The following is a 19,227-nucleotide window of genomic DNA, read 5'->3' on the forward strand; positions in this document are numbered from 1 at the left end:
TGCCGCAGGGCCCTGATGGGCTAGAATTGCCACCACTTTATGCCATACACCTGCGAGCACCTTGCCGCTCGCGTCAAAATGAAAGGACAACTCATGGTCACTCTGCACACCAACCACGGCGACATCACCCTCACCCTGAACGCGGAAAAAGCCCCGGAAACCGTGGCCAACTTCCTGCAATACTGCCGTGACGGCCACTACGACAACACCATCTTCCACCGCGTCATCGACGGCTTCATGATCCAGGGCGGCGGCTATGCCCCGGGCTTCGAAGAGAAAGAGACCCGCGCCCCCATCAAGAACGAGGCGGCCAACGGCCTGTCCAACAAGGTCGGCACCATCGCCATGGCCCGCACCATGGAGCCGCACTCCGCCAGCGCCCAGTTCTTCATCAACGTGAACAACAACGACTTCCTGGACTTCAAGTCCGCCACCACCCAGGGCTTCGGCTACTGCGTGTTCGGTGAAGTGACCGCCGGCATGGACGTGGTCAACAAGATCAAGGGCGTGAAGACCGGCAACTACGGCCGCATGCACCAGGACGTCCCGACCGAAGACGTGGTGATCACCAAGGTGACCCTTGCCGAGTAATCCCTGCCGGCCAGGCTCTGATACCACTGCGGCCCCGGCCGCAGTTTTTCCATCTGCCGCCCCGAACTGGCGCCGCCTCGACTATCTGGCCCGTGGCAACGCACGCCAGCGCTCGGCCCATGCCCTGCTGAGTGCCGGCCTGTGGGATGAGCTTGGCCGCCTGTGCGACGATATGGCCCTGGTGAGCACGGTCGCCATCGGGCTCGACCGGCCCGGCAGCGATCTCGACATCCTCTGCCAGCACCCGGACCCGGCCTCTCTTGCCGCGACGCTGGCAACCCAAGGCTGGCAGGTACGAAGCAAGGGCGAGCAGGTCTGGATCGCCGAGCAGAGCCGTCGCGGGCCCGATGGCCAGTGCTGGTCCCTTGAGCTCTATATCACCCCAGATCCCCTCGAGCACCTCAACGGCTGGCGCCACCTCAGCCTGATGGCCGCCCTGCTGGCGCACTTCGGCGCCCCCTTCCATGCCGAGGTAGTGCGTCTTCGCTTTGATGAAGGGCTCAAGGGGGAAGCGGCCATGTGCCGCCTGCTGGGCCTGTCCGGCGACCCCTACGAGGCGCTGCTGGCCCTGGAGGGACGCACTCTCGCGGGGCTTTGCTGGTCTCCCCTCATCCACCCGGCCAACGGCCCCTGCGATTCGCCTCGGCGGGACTCTCTTACCATGATGCCCAGGACCTCATGAGCACCCTCTTTATCAGTGACATTCACCTCAGCCAAGGCAGGCCCGACATGACCGCCGCCCTGGTGCGCTTTCTCGCCGAGGAGGCGCCAGGTGCCGACGCCCTCTATGTGCTGGGGGATCTGTTCGAATTCTGGATTGGCGACGACGACCCCAACCCGCTCCACCGCGAGGTGGCCGATGCCTTCCTCGCCCTGAGCAAGCAGAACGTGCCTGTCTACTTTATCCACGGCAACCGCGACTTCCTGCTGGGGCGCCAGTTTGCCAGGCGGGCCGGCATGACCCTGCTCGGCGACCCCTGCGTCATCGAGCTCTATGGCGAGCGGGTGCTGCTGAGTCACGGCGATCTGCTCTGCACCCGGGATGAGGGCTATCAGAAGTTTCGCCGCATCACCCAGCAGAAATGGCTGCGCTGGCTCTTCCTGCGCCTGCCGCTGGCACGCCGACAGGCCATCGCCCACAAGATGCGCGGCCAGAGCCAGATGGAAAATGCTCACAAGAGCCAGACCATCATGGACGTGACCCCGGAAGCGGTGGACGAAATGCTGCGCCGGCACGGCTGCCGCCTGATGATCCACGGCCACACCCACAGGCCCGCCATCCACGACTTCCCCCTGGACGGTCGACCGGCGCGGCGCATCGTGCTGGGAGACTGGTTCGAGCAGGGCTCGGTGCTGGTGTGCTCCCCCGCCGGGCAGCGCCTCGACACCCGCACCCTGGGCTGAGGTCTCCTGCCGGGAAGGGGCAGAGTGAGAGCCTCATATGACCATTTCTGACTCACGCCGACCCGCGGCGGGATACAACCCGGATCCCTGCGTATACTCTGGTTCTTTGCACACAACGAGGAGATGACCATGGGATTTCTTACCTGGGTGGTATTGGGATTGATCGTCGGCATCCTGGCCAAGTGGATCATGCCGGGCAAGGATGGCGGCGGTTTCTTCATGACGGTGATCCTGGGGGTGGTCGGTGCCATGGTGGGAGGCTATGTCAGCACCCTGCTCGGCATGGGAACCGTCACCGGCTTCAACCTGCCGAGCATCATCATCGCCACCGTCGGCGCCTTGATAGTGCTGTTTGTCTACAACAAGCTGCGCAGTTAAGACGCAGCTACACATCGATGCGAGGGCGCCACTGGCGCCCTCGCTGTTTTTCGCCCCGCCCCATCCCTTCAGCCCCTGGCTTGCATTATTTCTAGACGTGGCGTCTAATAACCCCATGCAACCCAATGACGCCCTGCCCCGCCGCCCCCGCGGCCGCCCTGCCCAGCACGGACACACCTATGCCGACACCCGGGATCTGCTGATCCGCCGGGGCATGGAGCTGCTGACCGAGCAGGGCATCGCCGCCACCTCCATCGAGCGGGTGTTGCAGTCGACCCGGATCCCCAAGGGCTCCTTCTATCACTACTTCGCCACCAAGCACGACTTCACCCTGGCGGTCATGGATGCCTATCACCACTACTTCTGCCGCAAGCTGACGCGCTATCTGGGGGATGCGAGCCTGCCCCCCCTGGCGCGCCTTGGCGCCTTCGTCGACAGCGCCTGCCTGGGCATGACCCGCTTCGCGTTCCAGCGTGGCTGCCTCGTGGGCAACCTGGGCCAGGAGGTGGTGCAACTCTCCCCCGAGCTGCGCCTTCGCCTCGAGCAGATCCTGCTCGACTGGGAGGCGCTGCTCGCCCAGTGCCTGAGGGAGGCGGTGACGACGGGGGATCTGCCTCACGACAGCGACTGCCCCGCCCTCGCCCATCAGTTCTGGATCGGCTGGGAAGGCGCCGTACTGCGCGCACGCCTGGTGGGCAATACCGAGCCGATGCTCTCTTTTCTCAATTTTTTCATGAAGTTAGCCAAGTAAATTTTTTAACGTTCATTAATAGTCACGCAGTCCAATTAATGCGAGGAAACAAGATGTTCAAGGGTATTCTGATCGAGAAAGACGAGGCGGGTTATCGCGCCAGTTACCAGAGCATTCCCGAGGAGGTGCTGCCTGCCGGGGATGTGACCGTGGCGGTGGAGTGGTCTTCCCTCAACTACAAGGACGGCCTGGCCCTCACCGGTGCCGCCCCCGTGGTGCGCCGCTTCCCCCTGATCCCCGGCATCGACCTTGCCGGTACCGTGCTGGAGAGCCAGCACCCCGACTGGCGCCCCGGCGACAAGGTGGTGCTGAACGGATGGGGCGTGGGTGAGACCCACAGCGGCGGGCTGGCGGAGCGGGCACGGGTCCAGGGCGACTGGCTGGTGCCTCTGCCCTCTGGCTTGAGCCCCCGGGATGCCATGGCCATCGGCACCGCAGGGTACACCGCCATGCTCTGCGTGATGGCGCTGGAGAAGCACGGCGTGGCCCCCGGGGACGGTGACATTCTGGTGACCGGCGCCAACGGCGGCGTGGGCAGCGTGGCGATCGCCCTCCTGGCCAAGCTGGGCTATCGGGTCGTGGCCGCCACCGGACGTCTGAACGAGGCGGATTATCTCCAGTCCCTCGGCGCCGCCGAGGTGATCGATCGTGCCGAGCTGGCCGCGCCGGGGCGGCCTCTGGGCAAGGAGCGCTGGGCCGGCGTCATCGACACCGTCGGCAGCCATACCCTGGCCAACGCCTGCGCCACTACCCGCTACGGCGGCGCCGTGGCCGCCTGCGGCCTGGCAGGGGGGATGGACTTCCCCTCCACCGTCATGCCCTTCATCCTGCGCGGCGTCACCCTCTATGGCATAGACAGCGTGATGGCGCCGCGTCCGCTGCGCCAGCAGGCCTGGGCCCGGCTGGCCGAAGACCTCGACCTGACCCGCCTCCATCTCCTCACCCGGGAAGTGCCCCTCTCCCAGGTCGTGGCCCTGGGGGATGCCTTCCTGGCAGGCCAGGTGCGCGGCCGGATCCTGGTCAATGTCCAGGGGTGATGACTGACGCGATATGAGCCGGATCGCCTGACCAGGTCAGGCGATCCTCTCTGTGGCCAGGCTTATTCAGGCCATGGCAACCGAGCCGGAATGCCATTTCGTCAGTGCAGAAAACGATCTGCTAGCCGATCACCGAACAGCATGACGACGAGCCCGGTCAGCATGACCAGCATTCCCCCCAGCCTTATCACAGATACCGGCCGCTGGATAATGCCCAGCAGACCAAAATGGTCGATGGCCTGGGATGACAGCAGCTGTCCGACGATGGCCAGCCCAAACAGGGCCGAAAACCCGACTTTCGGTGCCAGCACGACATAGCTGAACAGGGCGCATGCACCGATCAGGCCGCCAGCCAGACTCCACAGAGGCTGTGACGGAATAGCCGCAAGGGAGGTGAATAATCCGCCGCGCAGCAGCGAGAAGATCCCAAGGCTGAATGCCCCGGCCGCGAAGGAGAACAAGGCGGCGGTGACCGAATCTCCCCCGAGTCCTCGTGCCAGCTGGCTGTTCAGGGTCGTCTACAGAAAAATGCGTCCTTGAGTCTCATCACAGGCACGATCAAGACCCCAACAGCCTTTGGCAGACCGATTTTGAATACAGGCCCGTCAACCTGTCACGCAGCTTCTCAGCCGGCTAATCCCTCCTTCTTGAGTCTGGCGCTGAAAAACTTCAGCGCTGTCTGGGTCTTTGCTGACTGGTCCGCGCCGAGGGCGATCCCGTGGCTGGCCAGGTAAGCCTTGAAATCGGCCGCGACCTGGAAGGCCTCTTTCGGCAGGCTCTTGACGGACAGCTCCATGATGTGTGAGCCATCAGGATAGAGCCAGACCTCGGTGACGATGGGGCGATCGAACACCGTCGTTTTCGGCGTGTGCTTGGCCTTGAGCAGGAAGGCGGGTCCGAGGAGGACCAACTGGTCCATCGGGATATCCGCAGGAGCATGGGCATCATAGAAGGCACGTTGTTCCTTGGAGAACAGCTTACGCAAAGGCATCTCGCCCGAGGCCACGTCAAGCACCTCCTGACCGGTACAGACCCCCTTGAACGAAGCCGAGCAGACGAATCCACCCGGCATCGCATCCACCTCGATTTTGAACGCTGCCACGCGGCGCAGCTCAGCATCTATGGTGGAGGGATCTACCGGGCGAAGCTTGATGACAGTGTCTCCATCCCCCCCCTGGATGCGCCGCGCCCGGACGACGATGCCGGCCTTATACAGGGCCAGATCGGGTGTATCGAAGAAGAAAGCCTGTCGCGGCTGGGCCTCGACCGGATCGAGCCCTATGCTCTTGATCGTCGCACGGGCGCTGGTGAGGGGAACCGACAACTTGAGTTCAACACTGGTAGACCCCTTCACGAGCCTGAACATTTCGATTATCTGCTCGCTCGTAAGGGGCTTGGCCAGTGCTGGCTTCACCGTCTTGTGGGGCGCTGGTGCTTGTTGCTGGGGAGCGACGGCCTTGGTGGTACTTACAGGCTTCGCGCTCAGTGTGGGTGTTGTGGTCGCCTTGCTCATCATGATGACATCCCCTTCGCTGCATTCAGCAAACCATTCGGCTCGATCGCCAAAACCTATCTCATTGCAAGTAGAGCAACATTCAGTCTCCGAAACGCTCGGCCAGCACGCCGTGACGCAGACCGCGATCGCTGACGGTGAAACTGTCCTTGCCCAGTTTCTCCATTATCGTTCGCACCACGCAGGCTCCGGCGAGGATCACCTCCGCACGCTTCGGCTGCAGGCCGACGATGGCTCGACGGGCATCCGCATCCCTCGACCGGTAGAGCTCGATCTGACGGTCAAGCTCCCCACGATCGACGATGCTGCCCTGAACAACTACCGGGTCATAGGTCGCGAGACGATGCATCACGGCCGTGATATTGGTTACCGCACCGCCCATCCCGGCCAGCGCGTCCGGTACCAGGTGCCCGTCAAGGCGCGAGAGGTCGGCCGAAATGGCCGCCATGACCTCGCGCAGCACCTCGGGCGAGACGGCACGGTCGAGCCCGAAACGCTCGGTGTAACTCACCGCTCCGACGTTGACGCTGAAACGCGTGTCGACCACGGCATCGTGCCCGAAGGTGAACTGGGAACTGCCACCGCCTGTGTCGAAGACGACCAGCGAACCCCGGTTCAGACCCAGGCCGACCTTGGCAGCCAGATAGGCCATCCGGCTTTCCTCTTCACCCGAAATGACTTCGATATGAATGCCGGTACGCGCTCGAATGGCATCTACAACGTCACCTCCATTTGATGCAATTCTCAGCCCGGCGGTACCGACGGCGGCGATGGCCCGTACGCCATGCTGGTTGGCTTCGCCAACCATGCTTGCTATCGCTGCAATCGTCCGCTCGATGGCCGCTTCGATGATTCTGCCCCCTTGTGAAAGGCCTTCACCCAAGCGGGTCATCTCAGCCCGATCGACGACGGTCCGCCATTTTCCGTCGATGCTGCGCTCGCCGACGTGAAACTTGATGGAGTTGGTGCCGGCGTCTATCACGGCGTAGCGTTCGTTAACATCGTCTATCAGGGCGGCCAGACCCCGGGGATAGCTGGTGTTCGTGTAACCCTCCAGGCCAAGCCCCCGCACAGCCCGCATTACGCCGGCAGCGTCCTCCGATTCGACCGCAAGGGTTCGGGTCGACTTGCCGTCCGCCACCACCTCTGAGAGCTCTGCCATGCAGCCATCGACCGTATAGCGAACTCGTCGCTTGTGCACCCTCACGGCTCGGACTGTCCCACCCGGCGCGGCAAACTGCCCAATGAATTCATCGAGCGTATAGCTCTCACGCACCGACGTCGGCACCGGCAGCCGGAGGGCCTCAAGTACTTTCACGGCCTCAACCCCAGGAAGCGGGAAACCGGCCTTCATGACGGGCGTCCACTGCTCCAGGCCATCGGCGTTAACCTCCCGCAACACCTTGATATCCATCAACGCATCTCGTACTTTCACGTTCTCGCCAGCGCCGGATAGCAGGTAGATCTCGTCGCTTTCCTGGACTCCGCTAGGAGCGAGCCGAGCCAGCCGCTCCTCTGCAGCCCCGAAGCGCCTTCCAAATGAACGCCACTCCCAGCGTGGTCTGATCTCAGTCATCACCGTCTCCTTCTTTCCAATCAGGTATCCTGCTCCGCGCGATTCCCATTGCGCACTGGCGAGTCTGATGGCACTTCCCGTCAACCATTGGAAGGCTGCACCTGGATTCCAAGTGTAGTGGCCTAACGGTGATTCCCACACTCTTAAGGTGGGATTGCCTCATCTCCCTAGCGATGTGGGGAAAGCGGGTGGGATCTGTGTCGCCAGTTGCAAGTTGTGTAGACAAGAAATGAACAAAAAAGAAAAGTGAGAGAGGGGAAACGCTGGGGAGCAGAAACAAAAACGACGCCATGAGGCGTCGTATCTGTTTAATCTGTCAGAAATTTTTCTTTAATCTTAATGGTGCCTGAGGCCGGAATCGAACCGGCACGACGCGAACGTCGAGGGATTTTAAATCCCTTGTGTCTACCGATTTCACCACTCAGGCACCGCAATCGGTATCAAGTCCGCGCGGCGGGCTTGTCAATATGGAGGCACGTTCCGGAGTCGAACCGGACTAAACGGATTTGCAATCCGCTGCATAACCGCTTTGCTAACGCGCCATGCAAAAGAGAGAAACTCTCTATTGTCTGAATTTGGAGCGGGAAACGAGACTCGAACTCGCGACCCCGACCTTGGCAAGGTCGTGCTCTACCAACTGAGCTATTCCCGCATCGGTCCGGCTGACTGCCTGACTGTGAGAACGCATTCTAGCGATGTTCCTCGTCCAGTCAACCAAAAACATTTAATACGCTGATCGTTCGGGTGTTTTTTACCCTTGTCCCGCACTTTCAGCACTCATGGCCGTTTCTCGGCCCCAGTGGCAAAGAAACGACCATTTTCCCATCGGCGACTAGAAGCGGGAGTGGTAGGTCAGATCGCCCCAGGCCGCCTTCATGTACTGGAACATGGACCAGAAGGTAAGCACGGTGGCCACATAGAGCAGCACATAGGCGAGCCACACCATCCAGATGTCGTATTGCCAGATGAGGCCGGTGAGCGACACCATCTGGATCATGGTCTTCCACTTGCCGATCCAGCTGACCGCCACCGAGGAGCGCTTGCCGAGCTCCGCCATCCATTCGCGCAGGGCGGAGATGATGATCTCGCGGCCGATCATGGTCATGGCGGGGATGGTGACCCAGATGGTGTTGTAGTGCTCGACGATGACCACCAGGGCCGCCGCCACCATGATCTTGTCCGCCACCGGATCGAGGAAGGCCCCAAAGGCGGTGGACTGATTCAGCTTGCGGGCGAGGTAGCCGTCGAACCAGTCGGTCGCCGCCGCCAGGATGAAGACGATGGCCGCCGCCATGTAGGACCACTGGTAGGGAAGGTAGAACAGGATGACGAAGACGGGGATGAGCAAAATCCGAAAGAACGTCAGCAGGTTAGGAATATTTGTCATTATTTTCAGCCACTTCTTGTATGCCGCTACATGGTAGCCCCAAGCCGATCGCCGATGCAACCGGACAGGTGCCCGCCTTGGTCTATTAATCCATCAATAACCTCAGGATGCGGGCCATTATGGCATTTGCGGCCCCCCTGCGTCACGGCCCTTGTGCGTCTGGTGCGAGGCCTGAGCACCAAAACGAGGGACGGATCGTGAATCGCCAGGCTCATCCCGCGCCGGCATGGCGGCTATCTATCCAAACCTGGGCGAAACCGCACTCTATGGTCGTTCACTCGGGCACCTCGGATGCTTGGTTGGGCGCCTCCCACTCTCCGGGAATGCCCCGGGTAAACAACCGACAGAGAGATCACAGCTAGAGCGAGTGCAGGGCGTCGTGGATGGACTGGGCCAACTCCTGGCTGATGCCGGGCACCTTGGCAAGCTCGTCCACCCCGGCTTTTTTCACCTCCTGCAGGCCACCCAGGTATTTGAGCAGCGCCTGCCTCCGTTTCGGTCCCACCCCAGGAATGTCTTCCAGGGTACTGGTGGTGCGGGCCTTGGCACGGCGGGCGCGGTGGCCGGTGATGGCGAAGCGGTGGGATTCATCGCGAATGTGCTGGATGAGGTGCAGGGCGGGCATGTCCGCCGGCAGGTGCAGCTCTTCGTGACTGTCCCCCAGGATCAGGGTCTCCAGCCCCGCCTTGCGGGTCACCCCCTTGGCGATGCCCACCAGGAGCGGATACTTGCCGCCGAGAAACTCCAACTGGCGGGCCAGGATCTCCTCGGCGCGGCGCAACTGGCCGAGACCGCCGTCGATGAAGAGCACGTCCGGCACCTTGTCCGGCTCCTGCTGCTTGCCAAAGCGGCGCTCCAGCGCCTGCTCCATGGCGGCGTAGTCATCGCCGCCTGTGATGCCGTCGATATTGAAGCGGCGGTATTCCGAGGAGAGCGGCCCCTCCCGGTTGAACACCACGCAGGAGGCCACGGTGCGCTCCCCCATGGTGTGGGAGATGTCGAAACACTCCATGCGGGCGATGGGGGTCTCGAGCTCCAGCAGCTCCTCCAGCTGATCGTAACGGGCGGTGATGGTGCTCTTGTGGGCGAGGCGCGAGCGCAGCGCGGTCTGGGCGTTGATGGCGGCGAGCTTGATGAAACGCGCCCGTTCGCTGCGCGTCCGGCTCACCACCCGCACCCTGTAGCCGGCGGTCTGGCTCAGGGTGTCGGCGATGACGTTCTCGTCTTCGAGCGCCACGTCCAGCAGCACCTCGCTCGGGATCTGCCGCCCCCCCTGCCCCGACAGGTAGAACTGCAGCAGGAAGGATTGCACCACCTCCTCCAGCGGCGTGTCGGCCGGCACCTTGGGGAAGTAGCTGCGCGAGCCCAGCACCTTGCCCTGGCGGATGAAGAGCACGTGGATGCAGGCGGTCCCCTGCTCGAAGGCGACCCCCACCACGTCCAGCTCGTCCAGCACGTTGCCGCTCACCGACTGCTGCTCGGTGACCCGACGCAGGGCCTGGATCTGATCCCGATAGCGGGCCGCCTCCTCGAAGCGCAGATCGCCGCTGGCGGACTCCATCTTGCCCACCAGTTCCCCTATCACCTGCTGGTTCTTGCCCGCGAGGAACAGCTTGGCCAGTGCCACCTGCTGGGCATACTCGACCTCGCTCACCAGCCCCGCCACGCAGGGGCCGGCGCAGCGCTTGAGCTGGTAGAGCAGGCAGGGGCGGGTGCGGTTGGCATAGACGGCGTCCTCGCACTGGCGCACCGGGAAGATCTTCTGCATCAGGTGCAGGCTCTCGCGCACCGCGCCGCCGGAAGGATACGGACCGAAATACTCCCCCTTCACCTTGCGGGCACCGCGATGGACACCGATACGCGGGTGCTGATGGTCGGTGATGATGATCCAGGGGTAGGACTTGTCGTCCCGCAGCAGCACGTTGTAGCGAGGCTGGTACTGCTTGATGAGGTTGTGCTCGAGGATCAGCGCCTCGGTCTCGGTGTGGGTGACCGTTACCTGCACGTCGGCGATCTGGCGCACCAGGGTGCGGGTCTTGATGCTGTCGACGTTGGCCCGAAAATAGGAGGCGAGCCGTTTTTTCAGATCCTTGGCCTTGCCCACGTAGATGACGGTGCCGCCGCTGTCGTACATGCGGTAGACGCCGCTCTGGTGGGTAACGGCGCCGAGAAACGCCTTGCTGTCGAAGAGAGGTTCAGATGAGGCCATGCTGGCTCCGGCAACGGGCAAGGGACTGGGTCAGCGCCTGCGGCAAACAGGGATAGGAAAAGAGGCTCATCGGCAACTCGGCTCACGGGTGAAAGCAGAAGACGGCACAGAGCATACTGCGCCGGGGCGGCAAAAAGCAAAAAGGCGGCACAGGCCGCCTTTGGTGTCCACACGCCCCCTTACAGGGTGTCGGCATCCAGCATGCCATAGCGAATGGCCAGATGGGTCAGCTCCACATCGCCGTTGATGCCCAGCTTGCTGAACAGGCGGTAGCGGTAGCTGTTGACCGTCTTCGGGCTCAGGTTGAGCTGCTCGGAGATGTCGGTCACCTTCTGCCCCTTGGTGATCATCATCATGATCTGCAGCTCGCGCTCGGAGAGGGACTTGAAGGGGTTCTCGTCGGCGGAGGCAAACTGGCTCAGGGCCATCTGCTGGGCGATCTCAGGGGAGATGTAACGCTGGCCGGAGTGCACCAGGCGAATGGCGTGGATCATCTCGTCCGGCGCGGCCCCCTTGGTGAGATACCCGGCGGCGCCCGCCTGCATCACCTTGGTGGGGAACGGATTTTCTGAATGAATGGTCAGCACTATGATGCGCACATCGGGGCGGATCCGCAGGATCTTGCGGGTCGCTTCCAGACCGCCGATGCCCGGCATGTTCATGTCCATCAGGATCACGTCGGGGTGATGTTGCCGACAGAAGGCCACCGCGGTCTCCCCGCTCTGCGCCTCGCCCACCACCTTGATCCCGCGGACGTCTTCCAAAATGCGTCTTATCCCTGTACGCACCAACTCATGATCATCGACCAGGAATACATTAATCACCCAAACACCCCGTTTTTTATCTCGTTATATGCCAGTTAGGGTTAACACGGCGTCTTGCATCATAACCAAACTCGCCGATTTGGCAAACCATGGCCGGGAAAAGTTTGAAACTGCTCGTAAAATCCGTTTTAAATCAAATTACTATATAAAGAATCAACAGAAAAACGGCGCCTTGAGGCGCCGTAATGCATCAAACCCGTTCAGCCGGCCTCATCCGGCCAGCAGCGCGCGCACCTTGTCCAGATCCTGCTGGGTATCCACCCCCACCGGCGGGGCCTCGAGCGCCTGGGCCACGTGGATCTTCTCCCCGTACCAGAGCACCCGCAGTTGCTCCAGCGCCTCGACCTGCTCGAGCGCGCTCGGCGCCCAGTCCACGTAACGCTGGATGAAGCCGGCGCGATAGGCGTAGATGCCGATATGGCGCTGGTAGTGCGCGCCAATCTGCTCGTGGCTCCCCGCAAAGCGATCCCGATCCCAGGGAATGGGGGCGCGGCTGAAGCAGAGGGCATACCCCTCCCGGTCGGTCACCACCTTGACGGCATTGGGGTTGAACACCTCTTCGGCATCGTGGATCGGCACCGACAGGGTCGCCATGGGCGCCGTGGCGACGGCCAGGTTGTCCGCCACCTGGCGGATGATGGCGGGGGGAATGAGGGGCTCATCCCCCTGCACGTTGACCACGATAGTGTCGGCGGCAAAGCCGTAGTGACGGCACACCTCCGCCAGACGCTCGGTGCCGGACTGGTGATCCGGTGAGGTCATGCACACCTCGACCCCGGCAGCGGCGGCAAAGGGGGCCAGGGCCTGCTGCACCCGCTCGTCATCGGTGGCGACGATCACCCGATCGGCGCCCGATTGCAGGGCCTTCTCCACCACGTGCTGCACCATGGGCTTGCCGTGGATGTCGGCCAGCGGCTTGCCCGGCAGCCGGGTGGAGGCGTAACGGGCCGGAATGACGACGACGAAACTCATGGCTTCAGCTCTTCCAGCGGCAGGTGGCGGGCCCGGTTCTCCAGCAGCACCGGGATCCCCTCTTCCAGCGGATAGGCCAGTCTGTCGAAGCGGCAGATGAGCTCCTGGGTACCGGCGTGAGCCTGATAGTGCAGCTTACCCTTGCAGACCGGGCAGGCGATGATGTCGAGCAGTTTAATATCCAGTGCCACAACCAAACTCCTTTAACGATGTCGGGCAGGCGATGATGCCTGGCCATTGATATGCTGTGCCGGGCCCGCTGCCGGGCCCGCTCCAGTGCGTGGGCGCGGGGTCAGGCCGTGCGCCCTCTCTATGTTTTCCGGTTGCCGGTCGGGGCCGACACACCCGCCCCCTGCAGGGTACGCAGCAGCGCCTCCCCCAGGGCATCCGGCAGCTCGGCGCTGACCGGCAGGTACCACCAGTGGGGCGGCGCGAAGGGGCGGCACTTGACCGCATCCTTCTCCGTCATCAGCAAGGGGCGCTGGCCGAAGCGGGCGAGCAGTTCGGCGGCGTCGAACGCCTGGTGATCCCCGTAGCCGACGCTCTGCTCCAGCTCGTAGCCGAGGGACGTCAGGGTCGCGAAGAAGCGGGGGGGATGGCCGATGCCCGCCAGGGCGTCCACAGGCCCCGAAAGAGGTGCCTCGAGCGGCGCGTCGTCGCACACCCGGCGAGGGGTGCCCGGGATCAGGCCCATGGCGTACTCGCCCGGCGCGGGCTCGCCGCCGTTGCAGAGGATGGCATCCACCCGCTTCAAGCGGGTGATCGGCTCGCGCAGGGGCCCCATGGGCAGCAGGCAGCCATTGCCGAAGCGGCGCGCACCATCCACCACCACCAGCTCGATGTCGCGGGCCAGGGCATAGTGCTGCAGACCGTCGTCGGTGACTATGATGTCCACCTCGCCGCTATGCTCCAGCAGGCGCACCGCGTCGGCCCGTTTGGGGGCCACCGCCACGGGGCAGCCGCAACGTCTGGCGATGAGCACGGGCTCATCCCCCGCCTCGGTCGGGGTGCTGGTCTCATCGAGCCGATAGGGATAATAGGGGGCCTTGCCGCCATAGCCGCGGCTCACCACGCCGGGGCGCCAGCCGCGGGCCTGCAGTTGCTCCACCAGCCAGACCACCACCGGGGTCTTGCCGTTGCCCCCCACCGACAGGTTGCCCACCACGATGACCGGCAGGCTGGCGCGATAGCTCGCGAGCCAGCCCCGGCGATACCCCAGGCGGCGTGCGCCGCTGACCAGGGCAAACAGCAGGGCGAAGGGGGCCAGCCACCAGCGCCAGCCGCTGTTTCCGTACCAGAGCCGCGCCAGCATCAGGCCTGGCTATCCACGGCAGCGCCGGCCGTCGCATGGCCGAACTGGATGGCGCGCAGCTGGGCATAGGTACCCTGCCGGGCCATCAGCGCCTGGTGGTTGCCACGCTCGACGATGTGACCCTCGTCGATCACCAGGATCTCGTCCGCCTTCTCGATGGTGGAGAGGCGGTGCGCGATCACCAGCGAAGTGCGCGCCTTGCACAGCTCGTCGATGGCCGCCTGGATGTGGCGCTCGGACTCGGTGTCCAGGGCCGAGGTGGCCTCGTCCAGCAGCAGCACGGGGGAGTCCCGCAGCAGGGCACGGGCGATGGCGATACGCTGGCGCTGGCCACCGGAGAGGGAGGCGCCGTTCTCGCCGATGACGGTGTCATAGCCGTCCGGCATCTTGCGCACGAAGTCGTCCGCATGGGCGATGCGGGCCGCCTGCTGGATCTCCTCCAGGCTGTAGCGCTCTTCCGCCGCGTAGGCGATGTTGTTGGCCACGGAGTCGTTGAAGAGGTGCACGTGCTGGGAGACCAGGGCGTACTGCTTGCGCAGCTCGCTCAAGCGGTATTCGCGTATGTTGACGCCATCCAGCAGGATCTCCCCCTCTTCGATGTCATAGAAGCGGGTCAATAGGCTCGCGATGGTGCTCTTGCCGGAGCCGGAACGGCCCACCAGGGCCACGGACCTGCCCGCCTCCACCTTGAAGCTGATGTTGTGCAGCGCCGGGGTGTCCTTGGTCGGGTAGGTGAAGGTGACGTTGCGGAATTCAATTTCGCCGCGGGCACGCTCCAGGGTGCGGGTGCCGGTGTCCTGCTCCGGGGTGGAGTCCAGCAGGCCGAACAGGCTCTGGCAGGCGGTGATGCCGCGCTGGAACTGGTTGTTCACGTCGGTCAGGCTTTTGAGCGGCTTGAGCAGCATCATCATGGAGGTGACCATGACGGTGAAGGTGCCCGCGGTCAGGGTCGCCTTGACGCTGTCGATGGTGGCCACATAGAGGAAGACCGCCAGGGCGATGGAGGCCACCATCTGGACGATGGGACTGCCGATGGCGTCGGCGGCGACCATCTTCATGGTCTGCTGGCGCATCCGGTTGCTCACCTGGTAGAAGCGCTTGTCCTCCACCTCCTGGCCACCGAACATCAGCACCTCCTTGTGCCCCTTGAGCATCTGCTCGGTGGAGGTAGTAATGTCACCCACCGCCTGCTGGATGTGGCGGCTGATCTTGCGAAAACGTCGGCTGATGATGCTGATGAGGATCCCGACCAGGGGACCCACCACCAGGAAGATCACCGACAACTGCCAGGAGTGCCAAAACATCAGGCCGAGCAGGCCGATGACGGTGGCCCCTTCCCGCACCAGGGAGACCAGGGTGGAGCTGGCGGCAGACGACACCTGGCCGGCGTCATAGGTCACCTTGGAGAGCAGGTTGCCGGTGTTCTGACGATCGAAGAAGCTCATGGGCATCGCCATCAGGTGGCTGAACACCTGCTGCTGCAGGCGCATCACCACGTGGTTGCCGACCCAGGCCATGCAGTAGTTGGAGAGGAAGGCGGCGCAGCCGCGCAGGGCCACGATGCCGAGCACGAAGAAGGGCATCCACTTCAGCACGCTGCTGTCGTTGCCGTTGAGCCCCTGATCGATGAGCGGCTTGATGGAGTAGACGAAGGTGGTATCCACGGCCGCATAACCCAGCATGCCGATGATGCCGCCAACCAGTCCCAGCTTGCGATCCCGGACATAACCGAGCAGGCGCTTGAAGACGGTCCAGCTCTCTTGTGAGGTTTCTTGTTGCATGAATAGCCGTTAATAAGGGAAATGACGGGCTATTCTAGCCAAACCTTGAAGCTTCACCAAGCGCCGCCGGCGCGATGGGCCGAACCCGGGTCACAAAGGGGGGCCTCCTGGCAAGGGGCGGCTTGCCGGCCGCTCACTCCTCCCGCCATGCCTGGGGTCGCCACCAGGCTCCGCCGCGCCTGTACCAGGGACCCTGCTCCCGCTCGGCCCGGATCCTGAGCCCCGCGTCCACCGGCTCGATCAGGATGGCGCCATCCTCGCCGGTCACCCACTGCCGCGCCCCTTGGTAACGCGCCACCACCTCGGGGCGAGGAAAGCCCCACTGGTTCATGAAGCCCGCGCTGTGCACCACTAAGGCCGGCTGCACGGCGGCGACAAAAGCCGGGGTCGAGGAGGTGCGGCTGCCGTGGTGAGGGCTCACCAGCAGGGTGCTGGCCAGCCCCTCTCCCCCGCCCTCCTCGCTTTCCAGGGCCAGCAGGCGCCGTTCCGCCTGCTGTTCGATGTCACCGCTGAGCAGCAGCCGATGGCGTCCGTCACTCAACTGCAGGACGCAGCTGTCGTTGTTGCGCCCCGCCCCGGGCCCCGGGGGCCAGAGCACCCTAAGATTCAGCCCCTGCCAGCGCCACTGCTGGCCACGACGACAGGCCTGGGTGCTCGGCGCAAACGGGAAGGAGGAGAGCTCGCGGCGCACCGGCATGTTCTGCAGCACCGCCTGCCGGTTGCCCGCGTGATCCCTGTCCCTGTGGCTGATGATCAGGGTATCGAGCACCCTGACGCCGAGCCGGCTGAGCAGGGGCAGGATGGCCGCATCCGCCATGTTGTAGCCCCCGGGGTAGCGATCCCCCGTATCGAACAGGATGGCTCGCTCCCCCCGGGTGATAAGTACCGATAGCCCCTGTCCCACGTCCAGCACCCGCACCTGCCAGGGGGTGGGCCTGGGCCAGACGGCCAGCAGCAGGGCCGCCACCACAGGAAGCAGCAGGAATCGGCCCCCCGGCAGATGCCAGGCCCCCCACAGCAGGATCAGCAGGACGCTGGCAGGCATCATCCAGCCGGGGACAGGCCACCAGAGCTGCAGGTGGTCAGCCAGCCATCCCAGCCCCCGGAGCACCCACTCCAGCCCCAGATCGGACAGCCAGAACAGGCCATGGGCCAGGGGGCTGGCGATCGGGGCCATCAGCACGCCGATGAGCGCCAGCGGAATGATGCCGAGGCAGAACAGCGGCAACGCCAGCAGGTTGAGCAGGAGCGCCAGGGGCGCCATCCCCTCGAACAGCAGCAGTTGCAATGGCAGCAACCCGAGCAGCAGCAAGAGTTGCAGCCGCACCAGGCCGGGACGCGCGTGCAGCAGGCTCGCCAGCAACAGCAGGGCCACCGCCATAAAGGAGAGCCAGAACCCCGCCGAGTAGAGGGCGAAGGGGTCCCACAGGATCAATACCACGAAGGCCCACAGCCAGATGCGGTGGCTGGGCCAGTCCCGTTTCAGCCAGCGCAGCAGGCTCCACACCAGCACCATGATGAGGGCCCGCTCGGTGGCCACCGCAAACCCCGCCAGCCAGCTGTAGGTGGCCGCGAACAGGAGCGACACGCCGATAGCCCCGCGCAGCCCGAACAGCCGGCCAAGCCACCAGCCGAGCACCGCCACCAGGGCGATATGCTGACCGGAGATCGCGATGATGTGGGTCAGGCCGCTGCCGCGAAAGAGCTCCCACTGGGCGTCCGTGATCCCCCCCTGCTCCCCGAAGGTGAGCGCCGCCAGCAGGGGAGCCTGCGCCAGCCCCTCCCAGGCGCGGCTTGCCGTTGCCAGCCAGCGTTCGCGCAAGCCCGGGGGGACGGCATCCAGGGCGATGACCCGCCGCAGGTTGCCGGTGGCCGTGACCCCCTTGCCGAGCAGCAGGCGCCGCCCGTCCATCCCCGCTTCGTTGGCCAGACCATGGGCGGGCTTGAGGGAGGTCGCCAGGGTGACGCGACTGCCGGCGGGCAGCGGCGGCAACACCTGGTAGGCATTGACCCGCACCAGGGGCGACGGGGCAAGGGGGCGATCGTCCAGGGTCTCGAGGCGCAGCAGCAGGCGCACGAATTTATCCTGATCTTTATCGCCAGAGGGCTCCGTACTTTGCACTTGTGCGGTTATGATGTGGCTCGTTTTTTTGCCCAGCTGATCCAGCCAGGCCAGCCGGTGGTGCATATTCCCCTGCATCCAGAGGATGCCGAGCAGCAGAAACAGCAGCCGCCAGCAGCGACAACCGGCGAGGGGGAGCGCGAGCAGCAGCGCCAGGCCCCCCCATTCCCATGAAGGCAGCCATGGCCAGAGCAGTGAGGAGCTTGCCCCTAGGGCAAACGACAGCAGACGCAGATCCATGGAGCAAGTATCTAGCAAGGTTTAAAACATGCCCAAACGAATCATAAAACGCTGGCTACCCGACCAGGATAAGCTCAAGGAGCACAAGCACCTGCGGCTGTTCGGCAGGCTGCTGCTCGATGCCAACCTGTGGCATCTCAACCGGCGCTCCGCCGCCGGCGCCTGTGCGGTCGGCCTCTTCATGGCCTGGATCCCCCTCCCCTGCCAGATGTTGCTGGCGGCCGGCGGCGCCATCGCCTGCCGGGTCAACCTGCCCCTCTCCGTGGCCCTGGTCTGGCTCTCCAACCCCTTCACCATGCCGCCCATGTTCTATGGTGCCTATCTGACCGGCTGCCAGTTGCTGGGGCAACCCTCCCGGCACATCGAGATCGAGTTCACCTGGGCCTGGCTGGTGTCGGTGTTCGAGACGGTGGCCCCGCCGCTCTTGCTGGGCTCCCTGGTGCTCGCCCTGTTGAGCTCGCTGATCGGCTACACCCTCATTCGCACCTGCTGGCGCATCAGCACCGTTCGTCAGTGGCACAGACGCAAGGTGGTACGCGCATGCTGAGCCGCTGGTTTGCCCGCTTCAAGATGGACCCGGACACCCTGCGCCAGCAGAAGTGGTTCGCCCTGTTTGGGGAGCGCCTGCTGACCCCCGACCTCTGGCAGAGCACCCCCCGGGCCCTCTGCGGCGCCGTGGCGGCCGGCCTCTTCGCCAGCTGGATCCCGGTGCCCATGCACTCCCTGGTGGCCGTCGCCCTGGCGCTGGCGTTTGGCCTCAACCTGCCGCTGGCCCTGCTGGCGGTCTGGTTCAACAACCCGCTGACGCTCCCCTTCATGTACCTCTATGCCTATCGTACCGGCTGCCTGGTGCTGCATGAGACGCCGGAGCCCTTTCACCTCACCTGGTCCCTGCACTGGCTGGAGCACGAGGCCGCCACCCTGGTGCCCCCCTTCCTGCTGGGCAGCCTGCTGCTGGCGATATTGACCGCCACCACAGGCGCCCTGCTCACCCTGCTGACACTGCAACTGGGCAGACGGATCCGCGCCTCCTGAGGATCCCCACCGTCACGCCGCGTCCACCGGGCGCGGCTTGCCATCATTTGGCTCTGCCACCACACTCCTTGTAACCCGTTGTTTGTCGTCCCTCA

Annotated in this window: 19 protein-coding genes and 3 tRNA genes; 8 read left to right on the forward strand and 14 right to left on the reverse strand. The window is 64.1% G+C overall.

What is annotated here, in order from left to right:
- Positions 1-93 precede the first annotated feature (93 nt).
- From R2B70_RS12375 to R2B70_RS12400, 6 genes are all read left to right on the forward strand, one after another.
- Complete coding sequence (locus R2B70_RS12375) at positions 94-591, forward strand: peptidylprolyl isomerase (RefSeq protein ID WP_010675220.1); 498 nt, start codon at positions 94-96, stop codon at positions 589-591.
- Positions 581-1,273, forward strand: coding sequence for a DUF4269 domain-containing protein (locus R2B70_RS12380; RefSeq protein ID WP_318161611.1), 693 nt, complete (start codon positions 581-583; stop codon positions 1,271-1,273). Before R2B70_RS12375 ends, R2B70_RS12380 begins: the two co-directional genes overlap by 11 nt.
- On the forward strand, positions 1,270-1,995 hold the full coding sequence (gene lpxH, locus R2B70_RS12385) for a UDP-2,3-diacylglucosamine diphosphatase (RefSeq protein WP_318161612.1): 726 nt from the start codon (positions 1,270-1,272) through the stop codon (positions 1,993-1,995). Before R2B70_RS12380 ends, lpxH begins: the two co-directional genes overlap by 4 nt.
- A gap of 129 nt (positions 1,996-2,124) precedes the next feature.
- Positions 2,125-2,373, forward strand: coding sequence for a GlsB/YeaQ/YmgE family stress response membrane protein (locus tag R2B70_RS12390; RefSeq protein ID WP_010675223.1), 249 nt, complete (start codon positions 2,125-2,127; stop codon positions 2,371-2,373).
- 115 nt (positions 2,374-2,488) lie between these two features.
- Positions 2,489-3,124, forward strand: a complete 636-nt coding sequence (locus R2B70_RS12395) for a TetR/AcrR family transcriptional regulator (RefSeq protein ID WP_318161613.1) — start codon at positions 2,489-2,491, stop codon at positions 3,122-3,124.
- A gap of 53 nt (positions 3,125-3,177) precedes the next feature.
- Positions 3,178-4,161, forward strand: a complete 984-nt coding sequence (locus R2B70_RS12400) for an MDR family oxidoreductase (RefSeq protein WP_318161614.1) — start codon at positions 3,178-3,180, stop codon at positions 4,159-4,161.
- Positions 4,162-4,262: 101 nt separating this feature from the next.
- On the opposite strand, the gene R2B70_RS12405 is transcribed toward R2B70_RS12400, so the two are convergent.
- From R2B70_RS12405 to R2B70_RS12470, 14 genes are all read right to left on the reverse strand, one after another.
- The gene (locus tag R2B70_RS12405) at positions 4,263-4,673 is read right to left on the reverse strand and encodes a DMT family transporter (protein WP_318163351.1); all 411 of its coding nucleotides are present in this window, start codon (positions 4,671-4,673) and stop codon (positions 4,263-4,265) included.
- Between the two features lie 113 nt (positions 4,674-4,786).
- Positions 4,787-5,677, reverse strand: coding sequence for a hypothetical protein (locus R2B70_RS12410; RefSeq protein ID WP_318161615.1), 891 nt, complete (start codon positions 5,675-5,677; stop codon positions 4,787-4,789).
- Between the two features lie 79 nt (positions 5,678-5,756).
- Complete coding sequence (locus R2B70_RS12415; RefSeq protein ID WP_318161616.1) at positions 5,757-7,250, reverse strand: hypothetical protein; 1,494 nt, start codon at positions 7,248-7,250, stop codon at positions 5,757-5,759.
- A 340-nt stretch (positions 7,251-7,590) separates the two neighbouring features.
- A tRNA-Leu gene (locus R2B70_RS12420) sits at positions 7,591-7,677 on the reverse strand.
- A gap of 41 nt (positions 7,678-7,718) precedes the next feature.
- Positions 7,719-7,792: transfer RNA gene (locus R2B70_RS12425), tRNA-Cys, on the reverse strand.
- Positions 7,793-7,826: 34 nt separating this feature from the next.
- A tRNA-Gly gene (locus tag R2B70_RS12430) sits at positions 7,827-7,902 on the reverse strand.
- Between the two features lie 180 nt (positions 7,903-8,082).
- Positions 8,083-8,637, reverse strand: a complete 555-nt coding sequence (gene pgsA, locus R2B70_RS12435; RefSeq protein WP_017786221.1) for a CDP-diacylglycerol--glycerol-3-phosphate 3-phosphatidyltransferase — start codon at positions 8,635-8,637, stop codon at positions 8,083-8,085.
- 358 nt (positions 8,638-8,995) lie between these two features.
- Positions 8,996-10,846, reverse strand: a complete 1,851-nt coding sequence (gene uvrC, locus R2B70_RS12440) for an excinuclease ABC subunit UvrC (RefSeq protein ID WP_318161617.1) — start codon at positions 10,844-10,846, stop codon at positions 8,996-8,998.
- Positions 10,847-11,025: 179 nt separating this feature from the next.
- The gene (gene uvrY, locus R2B70_RS12445) at positions 11,026-11,670 is read right to left on the reverse strand and encodes a UvrY/SirA/GacA family response regulator transcription factor (protein WP_010675231.1); all 645 of its coding nucleotides are present in this window, start codon (positions 11,668-11,670) and stop codon (positions 11,026-11,028) included.
- Between the two features lie 210 nt (positions 11,671-11,880).
- Positions 11,881-12,642 (reverse strand): 3-deoxy-manno-octulosonate cytidylyltransferase, encoded by a 762-nt coding sequence (gene kdsB, locus R2B70_RS12450; protein ID WP_318161618.1) that lies wholly within the window; start codon positions 12,640-12,642, stop codon positions 11,881-11,883.
- Complete coding sequence (locus R2B70_RS12455) at positions 12,639-12,833, reverse strand: Trm112 family protein (protein WP_209792934.1); 195 nt, start codon at positions 12,831-12,833, stop codon at positions 12,639-12,641. The genes kdsB and R2B70_RS12455 overlap by 4 nt, the downstream gene beginning before the upstream one ends.
- A 119-nt stretch (positions 12,834-12,952) precedes the next feature.
- Positions 12,953-13,954, reverse strand: coding sequence for a tetraacyldisaccharide 4'-kinase (gene lpxK, locus R2B70_RS12460; RefSeq protein WP_318161619.1), 1,002 nt, complete (start codon positions 13,952-13,954; stop codon positions 12,953-12,955).
- On the reverse strand, positions 13,954-15,735 hold the full coding sequence (gene msbA / locus R2B70_RS12465; RefSeq protein WP_209792938.1) for a lipid A ABC transporter ATP-binding protein/permease MsbA: 1,782 nt from the start codon (positions 15,733-15,735) through the stop codon (positions 13,954-13,956). The genes lpxK and msbA overlap by 1 nt, the downstream gene beginning before the upstream one ends.
- Positions 15,736-15,868: 133 nt before the next feature.
- Positions 15,869-18,097, reverse strand: coding sequence for a DNA internalization-related competence protein ComEC/Rec2 (locus R2B70_RS12470; protein WP_318161620.1), 2,229 nt, complete (start codon positions 18,095-18,097; stop codon positions 15,869-15,871).
- A 28-nt stretch (positions 18,098-18,125) separates the two neighbouring features.
- Here R2B70_RS12470 and R2B70_RS12475 point away from each other — a divergent pair, with 28 nt between their 5' ends.
- Both R2B70_RS12475 and R2B70_RS12480 read left to right on the forward strand, forming a co-directional pair.
- Positions 18,126-18,644, forward strand: a complete 519-nt coding sequence (locus tag R2B70_RS12475; protein ID WP_209792941.1) for a DUF2062 domain-containing protein — start codon at positions 18,126-18,128, stop codon at positions 18,642-18,644.
- On the forward strand, positions 18,638-19,132 hold the full coding sequence (locus tag R2B70_RS12480; protein ID WP_318161621.1) for a DUF2062 domain-containing protein: 495 nt from the start codon (positions 18,638-18,640) through the stop codon (positions 19,130-19,132). The genes R2B70_RS12475 and R2B70_RS12480 overlap by 7 nt, the downstream gene beginning before the upstream one ends.
- The last annotated feature ends 95 nt before the right edge of the window (positions 19,133-19,227 follow it).

Source organism: Aeromonas sp. XH, assembly GCF_033348475.1.
In the GTDB taxonomy this organism is placed as follows: domain Bacteria; phylum Pseudomonadota; class Gammaproteobacteria; order Enterobacterales; family Aeromonadaceae; genus Aeromonas; species Aeromonas sanarellii.